Origin of the sequence: Rhodopseudomonas faecalis (assembly GCF_003217325.1) — a bacterium.
Classification (GTDB): Bacteria; Pseudomonadota; Alphaproteobacteria; order Rhizobiales; family Xanthobacteraceae; genus Rhodopseudomonas; species Rhodopseudomonas faecalis.
On record NZ_QJTI01000003.1, the window covers coordinates 99,481 to 123,070 of the forward strand.

Here is a 23,590-nt window from a genome sequence, read left to right on the forward strand (position 1 = left end):
GGCAGTCATACAATGAGCCGCCACCCTCCAGCATCCGGTCATGGTGGGCACGGATCAATAGTTCGGTCTCGGCGGGCCGCAACGCGGCGGCCGGCGATCACCACCTTGGCGCCCTCCGCCACGAACACCTCGGCGGTGCGCAGACCGATGCCGCTGGTTGCGCCGGTGATCACCGCAACCTTGCCCTCCAACCGTGCCCTCTCGTTCTCCCCGTTGGTTTTCCGCGAAACGAAATCGCGGCTGGTGATGCTCTGTTAACGACAATTCGCCGCGCCGCAAGCCGCCCCACAGCAGTACCGCGATTGCGAACGCTTTGGCTCCCCCACTTAACCAAAACTACAACGACCGCTGACACAGTGCCGGCACCATGTTCAATGCTGATAACAGCGAGCTGCCCACATCTGCTGGCGACGCACCGGACGATGACGCCCCCGCGCCATTGCTGCAGGGAAGGCTAAGCCCAGACCAGGCGACCGATCTGGCGATGCTGAAGCGCATCGTCGCATCGCTTCCTGCTGCGGTGACCGTGCAGGATCGCGACGGCCGTTTTCTGCTCGTCAATGAAGCGGCTGCCACGCAATTCCTGTTGCCGGCCAGCGATCTGGTGCGGATCGCGCCCGACAGCCCGCCGCCGAGCGACGCGCTGCTGCGCCGCCGGGAAGTGGGTATCGAGCTGCTACGCGAACGCCGCAGCGTGGTGTGCGAAGAGACCGTGCTCGGCGCGGACGGCAGCCGGATATTCCGCACCGCGCACAAGCCGGTGCGGATTGCCGGCCTCGATCTGTTGCTGTCGAGCGCCACCGAAATCACCGATCAAAAGCTGCTCGAACAAAACCTGTTCGAGCGCGCTTATTTCGACGAGCTGACCGGCCTGCCGAACCGCAGCGTGATCGAAACCAAAGCCAATGGTCTGCTCCACAGCGAGCAGAGCTTTGCGCTGGCATTTCTCGACCTCGATAATTTCAAGCAGATCAACGATTATTACGGCCACGCGGTCGGCGACTCGCTGCTGGTGGAATTCACCAAGCGCATCAGCCACAATCTGCGTAGCACCGACATGCTGTCGCGCATCAGCGGCGACGAATTCCTGCTGCTGCTGACCCCGGTGCTGAGCCGCAGCGAAGTCGACGACTATGTCGAGTTCGTAGTGCAGCGGCTGCGCGCGCCGTTCTATATCGACAACACTGAGCTGTTTGCCTCGGCCTCGATCGGCGTCAGCATCTATCCCGAGCACGGCCGCACTTTTGGCGAGCTGCGCCACAATGCCGACGTCGCGATGTATCAGATCAAGAACGCCACCAAAGGCGGCGCGGTGATCTTCGATGCGGCGATGGAGCAGGAAGCGCAGCAGCGCATGCAGACCGAACAGGCGCTGCGGCGGGCGATTCTCGACAAGCGCTTCTGCTGCGCGTTTCAGCCCAAGGTCGAGATGCGCACCCAGCAGGTGCGCGGCATCGAGGCGCTGGTCCGGTTGCGCGACGAGAACGGCGAGATCCTGGCGCCGGGATCATTCATCAATCTGGCGGTCGAACTCGGCTTGATCGACGAACTCACCCATCTGGTGCTGGACGAGATCATGCAATCGATCGACCTGATCGACGAAACCTTCGGCGCCGATGTCAGCATCAGCGTCAACGTCGCCGCCAAGCAGGCCTGCAACCTCGCCTTCATGACGTCCTTCACCGCGGCGCTCGCGGCGACCGGCTGCCCGGAACGGTTCATCGTCGAAGTCACCGAAGACGCGTTCGTCGCCAAATCGAAATTCCAGACCGAGATCTTGCCGATGCTGCGCCAGATCGGGGTACGGATCTCGATCGATGATTTCGGCATCGGCTACTCATCGCTATCGGCGCTGGCTGATATCACCGCCGATGAAATCAAGATCGATCGGTCGTTCATCACCGATATCCATCAGCGGCCGCGCAGCCAGAGCATTTTGCGTGCGATCGAATCGATCAGCGACGCGCTCGGCATGACCGTGATCGCGGAAGGCGTCGAGACGCTGGAAGAGGTGTTGTACCTGCAGACCGCGACCCGGATTCGCTACGCGCAGGGCTATTACTTCTCCAAGCCGGTGTATCTCGACGAGATCAAGCCGGTGGACCCCATCCGCGACGAACTGCGCTGGGCGATCCATGGCCGGCACCCCGAGCCGGCGCGCCTGCGCCCGGCCCGGCACTATGGCGGCGGACGGCACTAACAGCCGCGACGCCCTCCGCAATTCCCCGGACAAAACCGCAAACCATTGTTTCGACTAGCGCTTTCAGCCTCGCGAGGTTGATCTACCGCAATGTTGCGGCCGCGAGGCGAGCGGATAGTTGTACCATGAATCAGCAATGCGGAGGGCATCATGCCCAGCACTACGCCGTACCCACTGGTCGATCGGCTGATCGGAGTGTTTGCTGACTGGTTGAAGCATCGTCAGGAAGTCTCCGAGATGTGTCAGTTCGATGCCGCGGAATTCAGCCGGATCGCGCACGATCTCGGCGTGACGTCCTCCGATCTCGATGAACTGGTGCGCCATGGTTCGCACAGCGTCGAGGAACTGCCGCATCTGCTCAAGTCGGTCGGCATCGACGAACAGGCCGTGGCCCGCACCCAGCCGCTGGTGTTGCGTGACATGGAGCGCGTGTGCGCGCTGTGCCAGCACAAGAAGGAATGCGATCACGACATCGCCGATGGCTCGCTGGCCGCGCATTACGAGGCCTATTGCAGCAATGCGGTGACGGTCGATGCGCTGGAGCATGACCTGCCGCCCCCGTCATCGGCGACGCATTGATGGCGACCATGACCCGCACCGGCTGGGTCCGGCTGATCGTCACGGCGCTGGTGGTGGCGGCGGCGTTGCTGCTGGTCAGGCTGCATCGCGCCGACGGCACTGCGCCGGCGCAGGCCAGCAAGGGGCAACGTCTGGTCGAAGCGTGGTGCGTCGAGTGCCACGCCATCGACGGCGATGCCGTGGTCCGCACCGACAAGCGCCAGGGGCCGGACCTGCGCAAGATCGCCAATATGCCAGCGACCACCGCGCTGTCGCTCAAGGTGTTCTTGCGCACGCCGCACGCCAACATGCCGAACATCATCATTCAGCCCAGTGACGCGGATGAAATCGTGCATTACATCCTGAGCCTGAAACGCGATTGATCGGCTGCCGGGATGGATTTTGAACACAGCGCCAAGGTCGAGCGGCTGCGGGCTCAGCTCGGCGATTTCATGCGCTTCTATGTCGAGCCCGCCAATCATGACTGGCATCGCATTGTTGCCGCCGGGCATTATCCACTTGAGCTGATCGAGCGGCTGAAATCGCGGGCGTTCTCCGAAAACCTCTGGAACCTGTTCCTGCCGGGACTGCGCGACGACGAGCCGGGCCAGCGGCTGTCCAATGTCGAATACGCGCCGCTCGCCGAGATCATGGGCCGGGTGCACTGGGCGCCGGAGATTTTCAACTGCAACGCGCCCGACACCGGCAATATGGAGCTGTTGCATCTGGCCGCGACGCCGCAGCAGCGCGCCGCCTGGCTCGATCCGCTGCTGATCGGCGAAATCCGTTCCTGCTTTGCGATGAGCGAGCCTGACACCGCCTCGTCGGACGCGCGCAACATCCGCACCACCATGATCCGCGACGGCGATCACTACGTGATCAATGGCCGCAAATGGTTCATCACCGGACCGCTGCATCCCCATTGCCGGCTGGCGATCGTGATGGGCATCACCAATCCCGATCTGGAGCTGGGCTCGGCCGAGCGCCATTCGATGATGCTGGTGCCGATCGATACGCCCGGCATCGAGATCGTGCGCAACATCCCGATCATGCACTATCACTCGCCGGAGGGGCATTGCGAATTGCTGTTCCGCGACGTGCGCGTGCCGGCCGAAAACCTGCTCGGCGTCGAGGGTCAGGGTTTTAAGCTGGCGCAGCAGCGGCTCGGTCCCGGGCGGGTGCATCATTGCATGCGCACCATCGGGCAATGCGAATTGGCGCTGGAGCTGATGTGCGAGCGCGCGCTGGAGCGGCGCGCCTTCGGTGCGCATCTTTCCGAATTCGGCAATCTGCGTGACTGGATCGCGCAGTCGCGGCTTGAGATCGATCAGGCGCGGCTCTTGGTGATGCAGGCCGCCCATCGCATGGACCGCCACGGCAATGCCGCGGCGCGGGTCGATGTCTCGGCGATCAAGGTGGTGGCGGCCCAGCTACAGACCCGGGTGGTCGACCGGGCGATGCAGGTGTTCGGCGCCATGGGGCTGTCGCCCGATACGCCGCTATCCTATTTGTGGACCTGGGGGCGCGCGATGCGTTATCTCGACGGCCCCGACGAAGTGCATCTCAACGTCGTCTCCCGGGCGGAACTGGCCAAGGCCAAAACCAGGATCGGTGGCAATGCCGCGCATTTCGTGCCGCCCGAACGGGCGACCACGCCGATCAAGCCTGGGCGCGGCTGATCCGTGCTGATGCCACACGCGGCGGATCGGCGATCACCGTTACCAGCCAGCGCGGCACCTCACCCGATTTGTCTTCGCGAACGGCGCGTACCAATCCTGTCACGGACGTTCCGCCCACCGTCAGCGTTGCGCTGCGCCCGCTGAACTGCGCGATGCGCGAGCGACGGGCTTCCTTCAAGTCGGTGGTCTCAAGCGTCATCATTGCAATAGGCCCTCCTTATCCGCGCCCGAGTAGAGCGCCGCGGCGTTACATGAAAATTAATCGAACGCCTCGGTTGAATACCGGGATCAACGGCCTGCGCAGCACCCGTCCGCGTTGTGTCTCAAAGCGACCTCAGCTTTATGGCGAGTTCGCCGACGGGCTCAGTGCCGCTTGTTGATCGTTGCCGGCCGGCATCCACTTCGCCGCAAAACCAATTAAACTTGCCGCGTCAGTCCTGCGCCGGGCGATGTGCTGCGCTGCAACGCCGCGTTAGACGGACTATCCGGTTCACCGTGGCCAGAGCAGCGCTTACAATCGCATCCCGATGAGCCTACTGACCTCCACCACCCCCTCCGACATTCGGCGCTTGGCGCTGTTCCGCGAGATATCGCGCCGCTTCTGGTTCAGCGGCCGTAGCTCGGTGGTTGCCCTTGTGGTGCTGATGCTGAGCGTGGTGCTGCTGCAGCTTGCAGTGCAGGTTTATCTCAACCTCTGGAACCGGCATTTCTTCGACGCGCTCGAGCGCCGCGACAGCTACGCGATGTGGTACCAGGCCAAGCTGTTCTTTCCGCTCGCCGCCGGCAGCGTCGCGCTCGCCGCGATCTCGGTGTGGGGCCGGATGACCACGCAGCGCAAATGGCGCGAGTCGATGACCAAGGAGATCATCCTCGCCTGGTCGAAGAAGAAGCACGACGGCCCGTTCCCCTCCGGCGTCGATGGCGCCGAGAATCCCGAATACCGGATCGCCGAGGACGTCCGGGTCGCCACCGACGCGCCGATCGACCTGACGCTGGCGTTCATCTCCTCGGGCCTGACCGCGGCCACCTTTTTCGGCGTGCTCTGGACGGTCGGCGGCAGTTTGGAACTCCGGCTGTTCGGTGGTTACACCGAGATCCCCGGCTATCTGGTGATCGGCGTGATCCTGTACTCGACCATCATGACCTCGCTGATGCTGCTGATGGGCCGGCGCATGCAGAGCGTGATCGAGGGCAAGAACCAGGCGGAAGCGGAATTCCGCGCCGCCGCCGAGGTGATGCGCGGCGATCACCCCGAAACGCCCCGCCAGGCCCGGACCATCAGGGAACGGCTACAGCAGCGGCTCGACGGCGTGATGGCGTCCTGGCGCGATCTGCGCACGCAACTGATCAAGACCACGCTGGTCTCGCATTCCAACTTCCTGATGGCGCCGATCGCGGCCTACATCATGTGCGTGCCGAAATACGGCAGCGGCATGATGACGCTCGGCGAGGTGACCCAGAGCGCGGCGGCGTTCGTCACCGTGCAGGGCGCGATCAACTGGGTGGTCGACAATTATCAGCGGCTGGCGGACTGGCGGTCGTCGGCGCGCCGGGTAGCTTCGCTGCTCTATGCGATCGACAATATGGAAGACCAGGCCGCCATGCCGGCCGACCATGACGATCCCGAGCCCAAGCCGATGTCCTACAACCCCGGCTGACGGGGTTTCAAATCGCCGGCAAAGGTCCTATTTGTGGGGCATCCCCCCCGCGCGAGAGACGCTGACCAGATCGGGAGAGCAACGTGCTGAATAAATTCGGCCCCTCGGGGCTTGGCGAAGCCCAGGTTCAATATCTCGACGGCGATTTCCGCGTCGTTTCCCCGGGCACTTACGTGAAATGCGGCGTGACCGGCGTGCATATCCCGCTCGACGAGCTGAAATATTGGAGCGTCGACCTCAAGGAAGCCTACGCGACCCCGGCCGCCGTGCTGGAGCGCCACCACCCAAGCGCGTTCAAGCGCTGACCTTGTTCAGCGCCGCGCGCCGGTCCTACGCCGGTCGCGCGCCGCGGCGAGCTGAACGGCCAGAAAGCGGCGCAGCGCCGCTTCATCATCAAAGCCCAGGGTCACCGGAAAGCTGGTCAGCCCGGCCGCTTCGAGCTCCGGCACGGCGCCAAGCCGCGCCAGATCCTTGTCGGTGGTGACCGGAACCAGGCCGTCACGCCGCGCCCGCTCCGCCAACTCGGCGATCTCGGCGGCACTGAACGGATGATGGTCCGGGAACGGCACGGTCGCCGCGACCTCAAGGCCGTGGCCGCGCAGCGTGGCAAAAAACCGATCCGGATCGCCGATCCCAGCAAAGGCCAGCAGCCGCCGGCCGCGCAGTCGCTCCAGCACCGCCGCATCCGGCTGAAACGCAGCGCGCAGCACCCGCCCGCCCTGCTCGCGCACCGCTGCCGCCAGCGGCTCGGCCGCCCGGCCGTCACCGACAATCACCAGCGCCGAAGTCCGTTCGAGCTGCAGCGGCAATGGCGCACGCAGCGGACCGGCCGGCATCACCCGGCCATTGCCGATCGCGCGCTGGCTATCGATCACGATCAGCGCGGCATCCTTGGCCAGAGCCGGGTTCTGAAAGCCGTCGTCCATCACGATCACGCTGGCCCGGCGCGACAGCGCCAGCGCGGCACCGGCCTGGCGGTCCTTGGCGACCACCACCGGCACCTCGCGCGCCATCATCAGCGGCTCGTCGCCGACATCGCCGGCCTGATGGGTGGCCGGATCGACCAGCACCGGACCTTGCAGCCGGCCGCCATAGCCGCGGCTTAGCACCACCGGGGTTTCATCAAGCTCGCGCAGCAGTCGCACCACAGCCAGCGTGGTCGGGGTCTTGCCGGCGCCGCCGCCGTGATAATTGCCGACGCACAGCACCGGCACCGAGGGCGTCAGGCCGGGCTTTTTCATGCGCCAAGCGGCGATCGCGCCATAAAGCGCGGCCAGCGGCAGCAGCGCGGCGGACGGCAGCGACCGGCGCTGCCAGAACGCCGGCTCACGCATTGGCGGCATCCTTTTCGATGCGCAATTGCAGCAGATAGGGCTCGAGCACCGCCAGCGTGCGCTCCAAGGCGCCGCCGAGCCCGGTGACCACGCCATCGGCGGCCTTGACGGCGGATTGCCGCGCCGCGGCGTCGGTGAACAGCTTGGCGACGTCGCGGGCCAGTATCTCGGCGCTATCGACCTTGATGGCACCACCGGCGCGATCGAGCGCCTCATAGACGTCGATGAAATTGGTGACGTGCGGACCGTGCAGGATCGCGGCGCCGAGCTTGATCGCCTCGATCGGGTTCTGGCCGCCATGCTCGACCAAGGAGCCGCCCATGAACACCACCGGCGCCAGCCGGTAGAACAGCCCGAGTTCGCCGATCGTGTCGGCGACATAGATCGCGGTGCCGGCGCCCGGCATCTCGTCGCGCGAACGCAGCGCCACCTGCAGGCCGGCAGCGGCCACCATGCAGGCGACCGCTTCGCCGCGGTCGGGATGGCGCGGCACGATCACGGTCAGCAATTGCGGGAACTGGGCCTGCAGCGCGCGATGCGCCTCGAGCAGAAATTCTTCCTCGCCATGATGGGTCGAGGCCGCGACCCACACCGGCCGGCCGCGGGTCAGCGCCATCAGCCGTTCCAGCTTGGCGTCGTCGGCGGGCGGCGGCAGCACGTCCAGCTTGAGATTGCCGGTGGTCACCACATTGGGGCTGCCGAGCGCGGCGAACCGCTCGGCGTCGGCCGGCGATTGCGCGAGGCAAATGTCGAAGCGGCCAAGCAGCGCCGCGATGGTCGCCGAGGCGCGCTGCCAGCGCGGGAACGAGCGCGGCGACATTCGGCCATTGATCACCATCATCGGCAGCCGCCGCGCGGCGCTGGCCAGGATCAGGTTCGGCCACAGGTCGGATTCGATGAACAGCGCCAGGCTCGGCTGCCAGTGATCGAGAAAGCGCGCCACATAGCGCGGCGTATCGAGCGGAATGAATTGGTGGATGATGTCGGGCGGAAAGCGCCGTGCCACGATCGCCGCCGAGGTGGCGGTGCCCGAGGTCAGCAGGATGCGCATGTTCATGGCGCGCAGCCGCTCGATCAGCCCCGCGGCGGCCAGCACCTCGCCGACGCTGGCGCCGTGAATCCAGATCAACGGGCCATGCGGCCGGGCCACGGTGGCAATACCGCGCCGCTCCGAGACGCGCTCGGCGATTTCCTTGCCGCGCACCAGGCGGCGGCGGATCAACAAGGGTGTGAGCGGCGTGAGCGCCGCCGACAGTCGCCGGTACAGGCGCAGAGGCAGCGGCAACCGATCAGCCATTCGCGTCCACTCGCGGTTGGGCAGCTGGCAGAGCAACGACAGCGGCCACGACCGCCGTGGCGCGCGAACGGTGGATGATCCGCATCGTCAACCGGCGATCTTGGCGTCTTGGCCCGGATCGAGCAGCCGGTGCAGGTGCACCACGAAATAGCGCATATGGGCGTTATCGACGGTCTGCTGCGCCTTGGCCTGCCAGGCGGCGTGAGCCGACGCGTAATCCGGAAACAGGCCGACGATGTCCACCTGCGATAAGTCTTTGAAGGTGTTGCCTTCGAGATCGATCAGCTCGCCGCCGAGCACGAGATGCAGCAATTGCGGGTCTTCAGACATTCGGCTTTCCTAGCGCGGCGGACGGATATCGCGAAACGCTCACTGCGACAGCCGGGCCCTGAGACGTTCGACGATGCGGGCATGACGCTCGTGCCCCGCAGCCACCAGCACGCCATGCGTCACTTCGGGGAGATTATAGACGACGCAATCGCCCGCGAGGTCGGTCAATCTACCATTCGCCTCTCGAACGATCAAATCGGCCGCGGCCAAATCCCAATCTCGACTCTGGCCACCAGCAAAAGCCAAATCGAGCCGGCGATCGGCGATCCGGCACAACCGCAGCGCCAGCGAACTGATGCGCGGATGCAGCGTCAACGGCGGCTCAGCAAGGCCGAGCCGCTCCAGCAGCGGCTTCGGCCCGGCGACCCGCGACAGCTCGAAATCGACGCCGCCGCTGGCCGCAAGCGGCATGCCGTTCAGCGTCGCGCCCGCGCCCTGGACCGCAAAAAAGAATTCGTCGCTGACCGGGGCGAACACCGCCGCCAGCACCGGCGCGGCATTTTCCACCAGCGCGACGCTGACGCACCAATCCTCGCGGCCGGCCAGATAGCCGCGGGTGCCGTCGATCGGATCGACGATCCAGACCCGGGATTTTTGCAGCCGCAGCGGATTGTCGACGCTCTCCTCCGACAGCCAGCCATAATCCGGCCGCGGGGTCTGCAGCCGGGCATGGATCAATTCATCGACCGCAATGTCGGCTTCCGACACCGGCGATGACGCGCCCTTGGTCCAGTTGCGCAGCTCGGTGCGAAACATCGACAGCGCCAGCGCGCCGGCTTCCCGCACCGTGTCGGCGAGCAGCGCGGCGTCGGCGCTGCGGTCGGTAGCGATCGTGTTATCGAGGTCAGCGGCCTGCAATCGTCATCCCTTCGATGCGCAGCGTCGGCGCATTGGTGCCGTAGCGGAACGTCAGGTCGCTGGCCGGCGTCAACTGCTTATACATCTCCAGCAGATGCCCGGCGATGGTGACCTCGCTGACCGGATAACAGCGTTCGCCATTCTCGATCCAGAACCCGGCGGCGCCGCGGCTGTAATCGCCGGTCACCGGATTGACGCCGACCCCGATCAGGTCGGTGACGTAAAAGCCCTGCTTGATGTCGGCAATCAAGGCCTCGGGGCTGAGTTCGCCGGCGGCAAGATGCAGATTATAAGGCCCCGGCGAGGGCGAGGACGACACGCCGCGATGGGCGTGGCCGGTGCTGGTGAGCCCGAGCTCGCGCGCGGTGGCGCAGTCGAGCAGCCAGCTGGTGAGCACGCCGTCATCGACGATGGCGCGGCGCTGCACCACAACGCCCTCGGCATCGAATGGCTGCGAATGCAGGCCGCGGCGGCGCAGCGGATCGTCGATAATGCTGACGCCGTGATTGAACAGCCGCTCGCCGAGCCGGCCATTGAGGAAGCTGGTCTTGCGCGCGATCGCCGAGCCCTTGGCGGCGTTGATCAGATGGCTGACCAGCGAGCCGGCGACACGCGGGTCGAACACCAACGGCGCCTTGCAGGTCGCGACCTTGCGCGGATTGGCACGCGCCACCGCGCGCTCGCCCGCGGTGCGGCCGACTTTCGCCGAGTCCTCAAGATCGGCGGCGTGCACCGCCGAGCTGTAATCATAGTCGCGCTCCATCGCGGTGCCGTCGCCGACGATCGCCGTCATCGAGACGCCGTGGCTGGAACGCAGAAACGCGCCTTCAAAACCGGAGCTGGTGACCAGCACCATGCCGCGGATGCCCGATGACGCCGACGCGCCGCCCGATTTGGTGACGCCCTTGACCGCGAGCGCCGCCGCCTCGGCTTCCATGGCGCGGCTCTCCAGATCCGCAGCGCTGGGCACGACGTGATCGAGCAGATCGAGATCGGGGAAGTCGCGCGCCAGCAGCGCCGGATCGGCAAGACCGACATAGGCATCGTCAGGCGCAACGCGCGCCATCGCCACCGCGCGCTCGGCGAGTTGCTCGATCAGATCGGCCGACATGTCATTGGTGGACACCACCGCCTGACGCTGGCCGACCAAAACGCGCAGCCCGACATCGTCGCCTTCGGCACGCTCGGCTTCTTCAACCCGGCCGTCGCGCACTTCCACCGACTGCGAGACGTGGCGCACTGCAATGGCATCGGCGGCATCGGCACCGGCGCGGCGCGCCGCGGCGACGAGCCGCTCCGCGAGTGTCTGCAGGCCGGACTGATCGAACAGATCGGAAGCGGCGCCGGTGGCCGGCGAAGGCGTGCGCGATGTCGTCAAGGTCACGAAGCTGTCCTGCTGGCTTGAAGGGAAGATATCACGTCACAGATGTGCCCGATCGCCGTGAACTTCAAGCAAATCGCGGCCGTGCTGTGACGAATTGTGCGGGACGCTGCAAGGTCTCGTCAATCATGTCAGCCAAGCTTCTATCAATCATGAGAATCGAAGCCACACCGGTGAACGCTGATTAACCAGGCTTATTAAGCGATTCGGTAAAGGGCTCTGGCACGCTGACCCCATCGACCGGGAACATAATCCTGGCGGGGAGACAGAACCGTGAGGCGTCAAACAGCAACAGGCGGAGCTCAGCCCGCCGGGTCGAGCCGCAAACTGCGGCTCGACCCACTCTCACTACCGATCCGCTTCAACGCGCATGATGATCGCGCTGATGGCGGGGTTCGGCAGATCGAATTGCATCGCGAGCGCGTGGTGTTGCGTCGTGCGGTGGCCGGCATGCAGATGGCGGTCAATGTACGGGTGAGCGACTTCGCCGGCGTCGAGCGTCGCCGCTTGGCCGATGGCGAGATGGTGCTGCTGATGCATCGCGATCCATCGCTGTCGGTGCCGCTGTGCATCAGCTGCGACGTCGATGAAATCGAAACGGCGTGGCAGAACTGGAGCGAGCTGTTCGCGCTGCCGCAATTGCAGAAGGATGCCGACCGCGAGCCGACGCCGCGCCGTCGCCGTCGCAATGCGGTCAAGACGCGCCGTCCGCGCTTCCTGCTGCGCCGCAGGATCGGTGCGCTGCTCAATCCGGCTTCGATCTTCCGCGGCGAACGCGAGATCATCGCCCGCAACTAAGCGGCAGGATCACCTGCCGCTCTGCACCCGCAGCATCATTGAGTTAGCAGGAAGGCGCGGTCGGCAGCGCTCAGAGCGAGCGCAGCACCGCGTCCACCACAAGGCCCGCGGTCAAGAGCAGACCGGCATCGCGGTTCGACTTGAACAGCTTGAGGCACAGCGGCGAGTTCTTGATATCGAGCCGCACGATCTGGTGCACCAGATGCGCCGCGAAGGCAGCGAGCCCGATCCAGGCCGGCCAGCCGGCATGGGCCATGAACAGCGCGCCGCCGATCAGCAGCACCGCCAGACTGTACAACACCGCGAGCGCGGTGTGGGTGCGTTCGCCGAATTTCAGCGCGGTCGATTTGATGCCGACCATCAGATCGTCTTCGGCGTCCTGATGGGCGTAGATGGTGTCGTAGCCAATCACCCAGACGATCGAGCCGGCATAGAGCAACAGCGCCGCGGGATCGATCCGCGCAAAGGTCGCTGCAAAACCCATCAAGGCGCCCCAGGAGAAGGCGAGCCCAAGCACCACCTGCGGCCAATAGGTGATGCGCTTCATGAACGGATAGGCGGCGACGATGATCAGCGAGGCGATGCCGGTGGCGATCGCAAAGCCGTTGAACTGCAGCAGCACCACAAGGCCGATCAGGCATTGCAGCACCATGAACACCGCGGCCTGTTTGGTGGTGACCAGGCCCGCCGGGATCGGCCGCGACTTGGTGCGCTCGACCTTGTCGTCGAGATCGCGGTCGGTGATGTCATTCCAGGTGCAGCCGGCGCCGCGCATCACGAACGCGCCGACGAAAAACAGCGCCGCGAACCACGGCAACTGACTGACGTCACCGGCGACACCGGCGGCGAGCGCCGCCGACCACCAGCACGGCAGCAGCAACAGCCAGGAGCCGATCGGCCGATCGAAGCGCGCCAGTTGCAGATAAGGCCGCGTCCATAGCGGGGCGTGGCTATCGACCCAATTGCCCGTCGAATCGGCGACCCGTGGTGCTGCCTCGATGATCATGACTAGTTACCGCGCCAGAACGTTGCCGTTGAGAGTGTCGAAAGTGCTGCCGCCGCTGCGCTTCGTCGTGTTGGCTTCCGGCATCGCCGCCGAGGAGCCGAGCAGATCGCTGAAGCTCGGACCGGCCGGGCCGCGCTGCTGTTGCTGCGCCATGTTGCAGACCTTCTGCTGCATCTGCTCGGTGTTCTTGTGGCTGGCGCGCAATTGCTTGCCGATCTCGGCCGGGATGCCGCAGCGCGCGCTGTTGCCCTCAATGAATTTCAGCATCTTCAGCTCGGCCTGCGAGAAATTGCCGATCAGCTTGCAGGCTTCATCGGGCGGCGCGCGGCGTTCGCCGGCCGCCTTGATCGCCTTGCCGCGCTTTTCCGCTTCTTCGCGCAGCGGCAGAAACTTCTTCATGCAGTCGTCGTCGCCGCCAGCCTGCTGCTGCTGACCGGGCGGCGGGCCAAACGCGCCGCCACCTGAGACCGGTGGCGCCCCAGCCGACGGGAACCCGCTCGGCGGTGCGCCGATCGTTGCCGTCGGCGCGCCGTTCACCGGCGGGAACGGCGAGGCGCTCTGATTGGGCAGCGGCGCGGGAAACGCGCCCTGCGCCAGCGCCGCGACGGTGGACGTAGCCAGTGCCGCGAGCATCATCGGCAGGCTGAGATGGCGGATGGTCAAGGTTGCTCCTCCGGCAAGGTCGAGCCCCAGCTTTGCGAAAATCGCCGAGGGCGATGCGGCATCGAAACAATGCGGACCGTAATTCAAGGCCTTTTACGATTCCTGCGACGCCATAACAACCCGCCGATTGGGGCGGCAGCACGACATCCCGGCCGATAACCGTCTGGCAAAACCCGCGGATTGGGCTACAAGCCCGCGCAACCATGGGTGTTTTCAATGCCTCAGATCGAATTCCGCAGCCCCCGGCTGTATGTTGATGCACCGCTTGCCGCCGGTATCGAGACGCCGCTGAACCGCGAGCAGGCCAATTATCTTGGCAATGTGCTGCGGCTCGGCCCGGGCGACACCATCCTGGCGTTCAACGGCCGCGACGGCGAGTGGCAGGCGCAGCTTGGCGGCGGCAAGCGAGTGGATCGGCTCGCGATGCTGGCGCAGACCCGCGCCCAGGATCGGCTGCCGGACCTCCGTTACGTGTTCGCGCCGCTAAAGCACGCCCGGCTCGATTACATGGTGCAGAAGGCGGTGGAACTCGGCGCCTCCACCCTGATACCGGCACTGACCCGGTTCACCCAGGTCAGCCGGGTCAATACCGAGCGGATGCGCGCCAATGTCGTCGAAGCCGCCGAGCAATGCGGCATTCTCAGCATCGCCGCGGTCGAGGAGCCGGTCAAACTGGAGCGCTTCCTCAGCGAGCGCGACGGCGCCCGGCTGCTGGTTTTTTGCGACGAGGCCGCCGATGTCGCCGATCCGGTGCAGGCATTAACCGGCGCTGCGGCCCAGGCGGCCGCCGGAATCGACGTGCTGATCGGCCCGGAAGGCGGCTTTGCCGAGGAAGAACGGGCGCTGCTGCTGCGGCAGCCGACCGTGCTGCGGCTGGCGCTCGGCCCCCGCATCATGCGCGCCGACACCGCCGCGGTGGCGGCGCTGGCGCTGGTGCAGGCGGTGCTCGGCGACTGGCGCGCGCCCTTGCCATAGCCCGAAGCAGCCTTAGCCGGGCGCGCTTCGGCTCTGACGAACTCCGAACCGTTGGGCTAACCTTATGTTCTGACGCGTTTTCTTAACGCGAACCGGGGGCCACTTCGCTCGAAAACGCTATGAGACATAGCCCAATCGGTGGTCGAAACTGTCGTGCGGCCATGCTAAGGGCTGCGCCGACCTTGGGAAATCGCCACGCTGGACTGAATGATGACTGAAACCGCCGCCCTTCGCGCGACCGGAACCGCCGCATGGGCGGATGCGCTGCTCACCTCGTTCGGGCAAGCCGGCTATCGCCACGCCCACCCGGCGATTCTGCAGCCCGCAGAACCGTTTCTCGACCTGTCCGGCGAGGATATCCGCAGGAGCCTGTATCTCACCACCGATCCCGGCGGCGAGGAACTGTGCCTGCGGCCCGACCTGACCATTCCGGTGGCCCGCGATTATCTGGCCTCGGCGCAGGCCGGCCAGCCGGCCGGGTTCTGCTATCTCGGCCCGGTGTTCCGCTATCGCGGCGGCAAAACCAGCGAATTCCTGCAGGCCGGCGTGGAATCGTTCGGCCGCCAGGACCGCGCCGCCGCCGACGCCGAGATGCTGGCGCTGGCGCTGCAAGCCACCACCGCCTGCGGCCTGACCGAGATCGACATCCGCACCGGCGACGTGGCGCTGTTCACCGCGCTGCTCGACGCGCTCGACCTGGTGCCGGCCTGGCGGCGCCGGCTGATGAAGGATTTTAACCGCAAGGCCGATCTCGCCCAGGACCTTGGCCGGCTGACGCTCGCCACCTCGGCGAGCCGCAACGAATATGAGGGCGTGCTGGCGGCGCTGGCCGGCTCCGACCGCAAGGCGGCGCTGGCGCTGGTCACCGACCTGATGTCGATCGCGGGCGCCACCGCGCTCGGCGGCCGCACGGTCGCGGAAATCGCCGATCGCTTCCTGGAACAATCGACGCTGAAAAGCGGCACGCTGCCGCGCGAGACGCTCGACAAGCTGCAGCGCTTCCTGGCGATCACCGGTTCGCCGCAAGAGGCGCTTGCGCAATTGCGCGCGCTGGCTGCCGACGCCAAGCTCGCGATCGGCCCGGCGATCGATCAGTTCGAAAGCCGGATCGGCTTTATGCAGAGCCGCGGCATCGATATCGGCGCCACCCGGTTCTCGACCTCGTTCGGCCGCGGCGTCGATTACTACACCGGCTTTGAATTCGAGCTGCACCGCAAGGACAATGGCGATGAGCCGCTGGTCGCTGGCGGCCGCTATGACGGGCTGATGACCCAGCTCGGCGCGCCGGAACCGATTCCGGCGGTCGGCTTTGCGATCTGGATCGAAGCGCTGACCAAGTCCGGCCCCGCAACCTCTGTCGCCGGGAGCGCATCATGACCTCGCCTTTCGTTCTCGCCGTTCCCTCCAAGGGCCGCCTGCAGGAAAACGCCGAAAACTTCTTCGCGCGCGCCGGCCTGAACCTGACCAAGCCCGGCGGCGCCCGTGACTATCGCGGCACCATTCCCGGGCTCGACAATGTCGAGGTCGCTTATCTGTCGGCCAGCGAGATCGCCGCCAATCTGGCGCGCGGCACCGTGCATTTCGGCATCACCGGCGAAGACCTGATCCGCGAGAGCATCGTCGATGCCGACAAGCGCGTCGCCTTGATCGAGGGCCTGGGCTTTGGCCGCGCCGATGTGGTGGTGGCGGTGCCGCAGGCCTGGATCGATGTCCGCACCATGGCCGATCTAGACGACGTCACCACCGGCTTCCGCGCCCAGCACAACCGGCGGATGCGGGTCGCGACCAAATACATCAACCTGACGCGCAACTTCTTCGCCGCCCATGGCGTGGTCGACTACCGGATCGTGGAAAGCGCCGGCGCCACCGAGGGCGCGCCCGCGGTCGGCAGTGCCGAGCTGATCGTCGACATCACCACCACCGGCGCGACGCTGGCCGCCAACGGCCTGCGCGTGCTCGACGACGGCGTGATGCTGAAAAGCCAGGCCAATCTGGTTGCCTCGCGCGAGGCCGATTGGAACGACGACACCCGCGAGACCGCGCGCGTCATTCTCGACCACATCGCCTCGCGCGCCCGCGCCAGCAAATACAAGGAAGTGCGCACGCGGTTCGCTGGCTGCAACGACGCCCTGCTCACCGAAGCGCACAGCCGGTTCGGCGTGGTGTCGCCGTTCGGCGGCCCGACCTCGTCGGGCATGCTGACGCTGCACTGCCCGCCGGCGCAGCTGTACGGCCTGTCGAGCTTCCTGCGGCAGCACGGCGCCGACACGGTGTCGGTGGTGTCGCTGGATTATGTGATGGACCGCGAGAACCCGCTATTCGCCAAGCTCGAGGCCTTTTTGCGCGTGTAGCCCGGGGCAACGCACGGCTTGGCGCGAGATGGCGAAAGGTGGTGACCGGTGCCATATAGTATCGCGAGATCATTTGCTGACGAGATGCGCCTGGGACCCGATCGATGACGCTTGCTGTTGACCCCTCCGGCCGGCAGACGGCAGCGCCGGAGCAATCGCTGTATCTGGTGGTGCCGCTCTACAATGAAGCGGCGGGGCTGCGGCAATTGCACGAACGGCTGCAGGCGCTGGCCACCACGCTGCAGCAGTGCTACCGGCTGCGCTGCGAAGTGATCTATGTCGATGACGGCAGCGCCGACGACACGCTGGTGATCGCCCGCGGCCTGCCCGCCGCCCCTGCGCTCGACGTGCAGGTGGTGTCGCTGTCGCGCAATTTCGGCAAGGAAGCGGCGCTGATGGCCGGGCTCGATTATGCCGGCCAGGGCGCGGTGCTGTTCATGGACGGCGACGGCCAGCATCCGCCGGCGCTGGTCGAAAAACTGGTGCAGCACTGGCTGGTCGATGGCTATGACGTGGTCTACACCGCCAAGGCCCATCGCGATAACGAATCCTGGGCGCGGCGCACCGCGGTGCGCGGCTTCTACGCGCTGATCAATTGGGGCGCCCGGCAAAAGATCCCCGAGGACGCCGGCGATTTCCGGCTGCTGTCGCCGCGCGCTACCGCGGCGCTGCGGCAATTACCGGAGCGCAACCGCTTCTTCAAGGGCCTGGCGAGCTGGATCGGCTTCCGCCAGATCCGGGTCGATTACGAGCCGGAGCCGCGCGCGCACGGCATCACCTCGTTCAATGCGGCGCGGCTGATCGGGCTGTCGATCGAAGGGCTGACCTCGTTTTCGGTGGCGCCGCTGCGCATCGCCAGCGCGCTCGGCGTGCTGCTGGCGCTCGGCGCGTTCCTGTTCGGCATCTCGATCCTGTGGGAGACCTGGATCGACGGCAAATCGGTGCCGGGCTATCCGTCGCTGATCGTCGGCATGATGACGATCGGCGGCGTGCAGCTGCTGATGATCGGCATCGTTGGCGAATACATCGGAAAAATCCTGTCCGAGCTGAAAGCGCGGCCGATCTACTTCGTCGCCGAACACAATGTGCGCCGCGCCAGCCCCGACGCCGCCAGCGGCGAGCGGACCGCGGCCGAATGAGCGAGGCCGGGCCGCGCCGCATCTGGCTGTGCGCCGACGATTACGGCATCAGCCCCGGCGTCAATCGCGCGATCCGGCAATTGCTGACCATGGGCCGCATCAACGCCACCTCGGTGATGATGGTCGGCCCGGCGATCGGCCGCGATGAAGTCAAAGCGCTGACCGCCGCGGCCGACAGCCAGCCCGGCGCCGCGATCGGCCTGCACGTCACGCTGACCGCGCCGTTCTATCCGCTCAGCCTGCATTTTGCGCCGCTGGCGGGCGGCATGTTTCTGCCGCTGGCCAAGAAGCTGCAATCGAGTTTGCTGCGCCGCTACGACCGCGAGATCGTGCGCGCCGAAATCGCCGCGCAACTCGCCGCGTTCAAGGAAGCGTTCGGCCGGCTACCAGACTATGTCGACGGCCATCAGCATGTGCAACTGTTTCCGCAGATCCGCGACGCTTTCCTCTCCGCAGTGCAGCGCGCCGCGCCGCGCGCCTGGGTGCGGCAATGCGGGCGCAACCAGGCGCTGACCCGGCGGCTGAGCCAGCCGAAGGCGCTTTTACTCGATAGTCTGAGCGTGCAGTTTCGCGCCCGGGCGCACCGCGCCGGCATCGCGTTCAATCCGGGCTTTGCCGGCGCCTATGATTTTGGCCAAACCAGCGATTTCGGCGCGCATATGCGCGGCTTCCTGGACGGGCTGCCCGATGGCGGCCTGGTGATGTGTCACCCGGGCTATGTCGATCAGACCCTGATCAGCCTCGACCCGGTCACCGACCAGCGCGAACGCGAACTGGCCTATCTCGCCGGCGATGCGTTTGCTCGACTGCTCGCCGAGCAGCAGGTTCGGCTCAGCTAGCGAGCGGCAACGGCCGGGTTCGCCTACCAAAATTTAATGAACAGCCACACTTCTGGCGCGCGCGGCGACGATTACATTGTGAAGCGCGCCGCATGCGCTGTCGGACGATAGCGCGCGGCGGTGACACGTTGTCGTGGAGAACAAGATGACCCCGCAAGAACGTCAGTTGATCGACGAGCTGTTTGAGCGGCTCGCCCGCGTCGAGAACGCGCCGCGCGACCGCGAGGCCGCTGCCGCGATCGCCGAGGGACTGCGGTACGCGCCGAACGCGGTCTATACGCTGGTGCAGACCGTGCTGTTGCAGGACGAGGCGCTGAAGCGCGCCGATGCGCGCATCAAGGAACTGGAAGCCGGCCCCGCGCCGCAGCAGCCCGAGCACGGCGGCAGCTTCCTCGACACCATGCGCTCGACGCTGTTTGGCGGCGGCGAGCAGCCGCGCAGTTCGGTGCCCAATGTCCGCCCGAACAACGATGGCGGCCGACCGGCCTGGAACACCGGGCAGGTGCTGCCGCAGGGCGGCCCCGCTGGCGGTTTTGGCCAGGGAGGCATGGGACAGGGCGGCTTGGGCCAGGGTGGCTTGGGCCAGGGTGGCTTTGGACAAGGCGGCGGTGGCCCGTTCGGCCAGCAGGCCGCGGGCGGTGGCGGCGGCTCATTCCTCGGCACCGCGGCCGCGGCAGCGGCGGGCGTGATCGGTGGTTCGCTGCTGCTGTCGAGCATCCGCGGCATGATGGGCGGCGGCGAAGGCGGCCATCAGCAGAGTCTTGCCGATGCGCAGGCCGGTGGCGGTGGCGGCGGCCCGTGGGGCTCGTCGTCCGGTTCGGGCGGTGATCTCGCCCGCGACGCCGGCCTCAACGACATCGGCTCGTCGGGCGGCCGCGGCGGCGAAGAGAGTTCGCGCGCCGGCCTGGTCGACCAGGGTTCCTATGACCAGGCGTCCTACGATGACGACCCGGGCTTTGATGATTTCGACGACGGCGGCGACAGCGACTACGCCTGAGCCATCCGTCACTGCTCATCAATGCAACGGCCGCCGATTTCGGCGGCCGTTGTCGTTGGTAATACCAACGGCTCCTACCATTGACTCGTCATGCCCGCGCTTGTCGCGGGCATCCACGTCTTGAAAGCGCTGCAAGATCAAAGACGTCATGGCCGGGACGGAGCCCGGCCATGACATGCGGAGTGGTTGGTATCAATTGCCGTTGGTATAAGACGTCGATGCTAGGGACCAAGCGCGGGCATGACGGCTCATGAATTGGAGCCGAGATCAGATCACCACGACCCGCGCGCCGACCTTGACGCGCTCGTAGAGGTCGATGACGTCCTCATTGCGCATGCGGATGCAGCCGGATGACACGTTGGTGCCGATCGTCCACGGCTCGTTGGAACCGTGAATGCGATACAGCGACGAGCCGAGATACATCGCGCGCGCGCCGAGCGGATTCTGCGGGCCGCCTTCCATGTGGCGCGGCAGATCGGGACGGCGCGCCAGCATTTCCGGCGGCGGCGTCCAGGCCGGCCATTCCTTCTTCGCCGAAATGTGTTTCACGCCCGACCAGGTGAAGCCTGGCCGGCCAACGCCGACGCCGTAGCGCAGCGCGCGGCCATCGCCCTGCACCAGGTACAGAAACTTGTTCGGCGTATCGATCACGATGGTGCCGGCGCTTTCGCGGCCGTCATAGGCCACTAACTGCTTTTCGTATTTCGGATCGAACGAATGCTGCGCGCCTTCGATCATGTCGTCCGGTTCGCGCACCACCTGCTGCGGATCGTAGAGCGGCCGTTGCCGCGCGCCATAGGGCGACTGCCGCTGATAGGGTTCCGGCTCATAGCCCGGCTGCGCCGGCCCGTCGCTGAACAAGAATTCGATGAAGCCGCCGCCCATCCGGCCGCGCTGGGCCGACGCCATCCGCACCGGCGGCGGCGCCGGATCATCGGCGTAAAACAGGGTCGGCGACCGATCCACAGCATAGACATCGCGCGCAGCGGCAGAAGGCAGTCCAGCGGCGAGACACGACACGCCGGCCAGCAAGGCGAGAGTGGCTTTCTTCAACATCGACGTACTCTGTACTGTTTCGTCGGAACTGGTTCGTCAGCAACCGCCCACGGCCGCGCCATGGACGTGAACAACTGATTTTAAAATTGCATCGCTTTGGTAAACGCCGGCTCAGTTCCGATTCACCAAGCGCGCAGAGCGCCGCGGATTGTCGATTCAAAGTTTATTTTGCATGAAGACGATCATGCATGGTTAACCTCAAGTAATCGGACTTTTCGCGGCAATATTCGCGCGACAGCGGCGCGTGAACGCGTCGTTAAATAGATGCCGCTATCAGTGGAATTCTCGATAGAGGTTAGGACACGCCCGATGCCCGTTCAGCGCAAGCGTTTTCGTATTGAAGAAATTCACCTTGGGAGCACGCCGGTGCCATTGACTGCCGAGGAAGATACCAGCGAAGGGCACCGCGAGATCATGAACGAGCTTCGCGCCATCCGTGAACAGATGGCCAAGTACGCGAACGCACCGCGCGCCGCCAGTTCCGGCGAGGACGCGACCGCAGCCGTGATTGAAGCTTCGAAGGACGAGCAGATGGCCGCGGCGCACGCGCTGCTGGAAAGCTATCGCGCTCAGATCGAGCAGTGCGAAAAGCTCAAGGTCGAACTCGACCTGATCCACGATGCCATCAACCGCACCAAGCGCGAAATCGCTGTGCTGCACGGCAAGAGCTTCTCCGGCGAGGAGATGGCCAAGCTGAACGGCGAACTCGGCGCGGTGGTCGGCGGCACGGAAGAAGCGACCCAGCAAATTCTGGAAGCGACCGAGGCGATCGATCAGGCAGCGACCGCTCTGACCAAGGTTAATTCGCCCGAGCAGCAGCAGATGCTCACCGAGGAAATCCAGGAAAAGGTGATCTCGATCTTCGAGGCCTGTAACTTCCAGGATCTCACCGGCCAGCGGATCAACAAGGTGATGCAGACGATGAAGTTCATCGAGCATCACATCAACACCATGATGGACATCTGGGGCGGCGTCGACGCCATTAAGGCGCACTCGACGCCGATCGTCGACACCCGCGAAGGCGATGCCAAGCTGCTGAACGGCCCGCGCGCGATCGGCGAGGAAGGCCACGCCTCCCAGGACGACATCGACGCGATGTTCGACTAAGCTCAAACGCCAAATACGATCGATCGAGCCGGCCGCTGCAAAGCGGCCGGTTTTGTTTTAGCGGGTTCTCGCCGGCGCTCGCAGCGCCCACAGGCAGGCCAGCGCCGCGACCACGCCGAGCGGCGCCAGTTCCAGCACCACGCCGTCAGCCTGGCGCGAAAGCCGCGGACCGTCTCAGCGTCATGCCCGCGGCGCGCAGCGCACGTAGACCATGTTGCCGTAGCGATTGGCGGCATCCTTGTCGATGAACCGGGTCACCAGCACGCGGCCGTCGAACGACAGGATTTCACGGTCGAGATCGCCGCCGGCCGGGCCGGGCGGACCGATATAGTTCTTGCCGCTGCTGCTGCCCTTGAGGCGCAATTCCTGCGGGGTGGCCTGGTCGGCGAGATGCATGATCACGCCGCCGGAAGCGCCAGCGCCGATCACATAGGGATTTTTGCACTGGCTGCGCGCGGCGGCCTCGGTGCGGGCGCGGTCATTCGGGTTCTGGAACGAGGCCAGCCCCCAGCGCCCCACGATCTCATCGGGCCGGATGGTTGCGGGAAGTTCGGGCTCCGGCGGCGGCTCGGCCGGCGCTGCCGACTGTGACGAACCAAACCCGCCAAACGTGCCGCATCCCCCGAGCGAGAGCGCCAGGAGACAGGCCGCGCCCAGATGAATGAATGTGCGTGCGCTGCTGCGTGTGCTGACCATGATTTTCCCAAAACCTCGTGCTGGCTGCGCCCGGGCGCAGACAAGCGCAAATCCGCTGCCTGAGCAATGCGGTACTAATGTGAACGTGAGACACGAACGTGAGGACACGGCGACTCGGCTGCGACGCTGTAGCATGTTACGCCAGCTTCACCATCGCCAGAAGCCCTTGCTTGACAGGACCGGGTCCACACCATATTCCCGGACACGCTATTAGCACTCCTGCAGCGAGACTGCCAAAGGGTGCACGCTGATCGGGCCCGCCGGCGCAAACCGAGCTGCGACCAGGTACTCGACAGCACCCGAGTTGTGACAAGCAACCTCCTCCAAAAGGATTTCCCATGGCCAAGACCAACTTCCGCCCCCTGCATGACCGCGTGCTGGTCAAGCGTATCGATGCCGAGACCAAGACCAAGGGCGGCATCATCATTCCAGATTCCGCCAAGGAAAAGCCGTCGCAGGGCGAGATCGTCGCCGTTGGCCCTGGCGGCCGCGACGAAGCCGGCAAGCTGATCCCGATCGACCTCAAGGTCGGCGATCGCGTGCTGTTCGGCAAGTGGTCGGGCACCGAGATCAAGCTCGACGGCGAAGAGCTGCTGATCATGAAGGAATCCGACATCATGGGCGTGCTGGCGTAAGCCACCCACCCGCTTCGACTTTGAACACGGCCC

The 23,590-nt window shown here is 65.6% G+C and carries 25 protein-coding genes and 1 pseudogene; 15 read left to right on the plus strand and 11 right to left on the minus strand.

The window, feature by feature from the left end:
- Window positions 1–80: 80 nt before the first annotated feature.
- A pseudogene (locus BJ122_RS03885) lies at window positions 81–248 on the minus strand (SDR family NAD(P)-dependent oxidoreductase); the annotation flags it as partial.
- 236 nt (window positions 249–484) lie between these two features.
- Here BJ122_RS03885 and BJ122_RS03890 point away from each other — a divergent pair.
- The 4 genes from BJ122_RS03890 to BJ122_RS03905 all read left to right on the plus strand — a co-directional run bounded on the left by BJ122_RS03890 (window position 485) and on the right by BJ122_RS03905 (window position 4,437).
- Window positions 485–2,200: a putative bifunctional diguanylate cyclase/phosphodiesterase gene (locus BJ122_RS03890; protein WP_245407611.1), complete on the plus strand. Its 1,716-nt coding sequence runs from the start codon at window positions 485–487 to the stop codon at window positions 2,198–2,200.
- A gap of 150 nt (window positions 2,201–2,350) precedes the next feature.
- A complete protein-coding gene (locus BJ122_RS03895; protein ID WP_110779850.1) occupies window positions 2,351–2,779 on the plus strand; it encodes a hypothetical protein in 429 nt (142 codons plus the stop codon).
- Complete coding sequence (locus BJ122_RS03900; protein ID WP_430694750.1) at window positions 2,779–3,141, plus strand: c-type cytochrome; 363 nt, start codon at window positions 2,779–2,781, stop codon at window positions 3,139–3,141. The genes BJ122_RS03895 and BJ122_RS03900 overlap by 1 nt, the downstream gene beginning before the upstream one ends.
- Before the next feature lie 12 nt (window positions 3,142–3,153).
- Window positions 3,154–4,437 (plus strand): acyl-CoA dehydrogenase family protein, encoded by a 1,284-nt coding sequence (locus tag BJ122_RS03905; protein WP_110779851.1) that lies wholly within the window; start codon window positions 3,154–3,156, stop codon window positions 4,435–4,437.
- Here BJ122_RS03905 and BJ122_RS03910 read toward each other — a convergent pair.
- A complete protein-coding gene (locus tag BJ122_RS03910) occupies window positions 4,418–4,636 on the minus strand; it encodes a hypothetical protein (protein WP_245407601.1) in 219 nt (72 codons plus the stop codon). The genes BJ122_RS03905 and BJ122_RS03910 overlap by 20 nt on opposite strands.
- Window positions 4,637–4,964: 328 nt before the next feature.
- On the opposite strand from BJ122_RS03910, the gene BJ122_RS03915 reads away from it, so the two are divergent.
- Together BJ122_RS03915 and BJ122_RS03920 are read left to right on the plus strand one after the other, a co-directional pair.
- On the plus strand, window positions 4,965–6,095 hold the full coding sequence (locus tag BJ122_RS03915; protein WP_110779853.1) for an SbmA/BacA-like family transporter: 1,131 nt from the start codon (window positions 4,965–4,967) through the stop codon (window positions 6,093–6,095).
- Between the two features lie 83 nt (window positions 6,096–6,178).
- A complete protein-coding gene (locus tag BJ122_RS03920; protein ID WP_027278469.1) occupies window positions 6,179–6,400 on the plus strand; it encodes a DUF2093 domain-containing protein in 222 nt (73 codons plus the stop codon).
- Between the two features lie 6 nt (window positions 6,401–6,406).
- Here the strand turns inward: BJ122_RS03920 and lpxK are convergent, their stop codons facing one another.
- The 5 genes from lpxK to BJ122_RS03945 form a co-directional block, all read right to left on the minus strand.
- Window positions 6,407–7,429 (minus strand): tetraacyldisaccharide 4'-kinase, encoded by a 1,023-nt coding sequence (lpxK, locus tag BJ122_RS03925; protein ID WP_110779854.1) that lies wholly within the window; start codon window positions 7,427–7,429, stop codon window positions 6,407–6,409.
- Window positions 7,422–8,726, minus strand: coding sequence for a 3-deoxy-D-manno-octulosonic acid transferase (locus tag BJ122_RS03930; RefSeq protein ID WP_110779855.1), 1,305 nt, complete (start codon window positions 8,724–8,726; stop codon window positions 7,422–7,424). The genes lpxK and BJ122_RS03930 overlap by 8 nt, the downstream gene beginning before the upstream one ends.
- An 87-nt stretch (window positions 8,727–8,813) precedes the next feature.
- Entirely contained in the window at window positions 8,814–9,056 is a 243-nt protein-coding gene (locus BJ122_RS03935) for a DUF4170 domain-containing protein (protein ID WP_110779856.1), read from the minus strand.
- Window positions 9,057–9,095: 39 nt separating this feature from the next.
- On the minus strand, window positions 9,096–9,914 hold the full coding sequence (locus BJ122_RS03940; RefSeq protein WP_283808422.1) for a 3'(2'),5'-bisphosphate nucleotidase CysQ: 819 nt from the start codon (window positions 9,912–9,914) through the stop codon (window positions 9,096–9,098).
- Window positions 9,901–11,292 (minus strand): TldD/PmbA family protein, encoded by a 1,392-nt coding sequence (locus BJ122_RS03945; RefSeq protein WP_110779857.1) that lies wholly within the window; start codon window positions 11,290–11,292, stop codon window positions 9,901–9,903. The genes BJ122_RS03940 and BJ122_RS03945 overlap by 14 nt, the downstream gene beginning before the upstream one ends.
- A gap of 276 nt (window positions 11,293–11,568) precedes the next feature.
- Between BJ122_RS03945 and BJ122_RS03950 the strand changes: the two genes are divergently transcribed.
- A complete protein-coding gene (locus BJ122_RS03950) occupies window positions 11,569–12,093 on the plus strand; it encodes a DUF6101 family protein (RefSeq protein WP_110779858.1) in 525 nt (174 codons plus the stop codon).
- Between the two features lie 70 nt (window positions 12,094–12,163).
- Here BJ122_RS03950 and ubiA read toward each other — a convergent pair whose 3' ends face one another.
- Together ubiA and BJ122_RS03960 are read right to left on the minus strand one after the other, a co-directional pair.
- Window positions 12,164–13,099, minus strand: a complete 936-nt coding sequence (gene ubiA, locus BJ122_RS03955) for a 4-hydroxybenzoate octaprenyltransferase (RefSeq protein ID WP_181418872.1) — start codon at window positions 13,097–13,099, stop codon at window positions 12,164–12,166.
- 6 nt (window positions 13,100–13,105) lie between these two features.
- Window positions 13,106–13,735: a hypothetical protein gene (locus BJ122_RS03960; RefSeq protein ID WP_110779991.1), complete on the minus strand. Its 630-nt coding sequence runs from the start codon at window positions 13,733–13,735 to the stop codon at window positions 13,106–13,108.
- Window positions 13,736–13,978: 243 nt separating this feature from the next.
- Here BJ122_RS03960 and BJ122_RS03965 point away from each other — a divergent pair, with 243 nt between their 5' ends.
- From BJ122_RS03965 to BJ122_RS03990, 6 genes are all read left to right on the plus strand, one after another.
- Entirely contained in the window at window positions 13,979–14,737 is a 759-nt protein-coding gene (locus BJ122_RS03965; RefSeq protein WP_110779859.1) for a 16S rRNA (uracil(1498)-N(3))-methyltransferase, read from the plus strand.
- A 210-nt stretch (window positions 14,738–14,947) separates the two neighbouring features.
- Window positions 14,948–16,114 (plus strand): ATP phosphoribosyltransferase regulatory subunit, encoded by a 1,167-nt coding sequence (locus BJ122_RS03970; protein ID WP_110779992.1) that lies wholly within the window; start codon window positions 14,948–14,950, stop codon window positions 16,112–16,114.
- Window positions 16,111–17,088, plus strand: a complete 978-nt coding sequence (gene hisG, locus BJ122_RS03975; protein ID WP_110779860.1) for an ATP phosphoribosyltransferase — start codon at window positions 16,111–16,113, stop codon at window positions 17,086–17,088. The genes BJ122_RS03970 and hisG overlap by 4 nt, the downstream gene beginning before the upstream one ends.
- A gap of 104 nt (window positions 17,089–17,192) precedes the next feature.
- On the plus strand, window positions 17,193–18,227 hold the full coding sequence (locus BJ122_RS03980; RefSeq protein WP_110779861.1) for a glycosyltransferase family 2 protein: 1,035 nt from the start codon (window positions 17,193–17,195) through the stop codon (window positions 18,225–18,227).
- Entirely contained in the window at window positions 18,224–19,066 is an 843-nt protein-coding gene (locus tag BJ122_RS03985) for a ChbG/HpnK family deacetylase (RefSeq protein WP_110779862.1), read from the plus strand. Before BJ122_RS03980 ends, BJ122_RS03985 begins: the two co-directional genes overlap by 4 nt.
- Before the next feature lie 145 nt (window positions 19,067–19,211).
- Window positions 19,212–20,063: a DUF2076 domain-containing protein gene (locus tag BJ122_RS03990; protein WP_110779993.1), complete on the plus strand. Its 852-nt coding sequence runs from the start codon at window positions 19,212–19,214 to the stop codon at window positions 20,061–20,063.
- A gap of 267 nt (window positions 20,064–20,330) precedes the next feature.
- On the opposite strand, the gene BJ122_RS03995 is transcribed toward BJ122_RS03990, so the two are convergent.
- Window positions 20,331–21,119, minus strand: coding sequence for a L,D-transpeptidase (locus tag BJ122_RS03995; RefSeq protein WP_110779863.1), 789 nt, complete (start codon window positions 21,117–21,119; stop codon window positions 20,331–20,333).
- A 309-nt stretch (window positions 21,120–21,428) separates the two neighbouring features.
- On the opposite strand from BJ122_RS03995, the gene BJ122_RS04000 reads away from it, so the two are divergent.
- On the plus strand, window positions 21,429–22,226 hold the full coding sequence (locus BJ122_RS04000) for a protein phosphatase CheZ (RefSeq protein ID WP_110779864.1): 798 nt from the start codon (window positions 21,429–21,431) through the stop codon (window positions 22,224–22,226).
- 180 nt (window positions 22,227–22,406) lie between these two features.
- On the opposite strand, the gene BJ122_RS04005 is transcribed toward BJ122_RS04000, so the two are convergent.
- A complete protein-coding gene (locus BJ122_RS04005) occupies window positions 22,407–22,922 on the minus strand; it encodes a hypothetical protein (protein WP_103012220.1) in 516 nt (171 codons plus the stop codon).
- A gap of 338 nt (window positions 22,923–23,260) precedes the next feature.
- Here BJ122_RS04005 and BJ122_RS04010 point away from each other — a divergent pair, with 338 nt between their 5' ends.
- The gene (locus tag BJ122_RS04010; RefSeq protein WP_027278488.1) at window positions 23,261–23,557 is read left to right on the plus strand and encodes a co-chaperone GroES; all 297 of its coding nucleotides are present in this window, start codon (window positions 23,261–23,263) and stop codon (window positions 23,555–23,557) included.
- Window positions 23,558–23,590 lie beyond the last annotated feature (33 nt).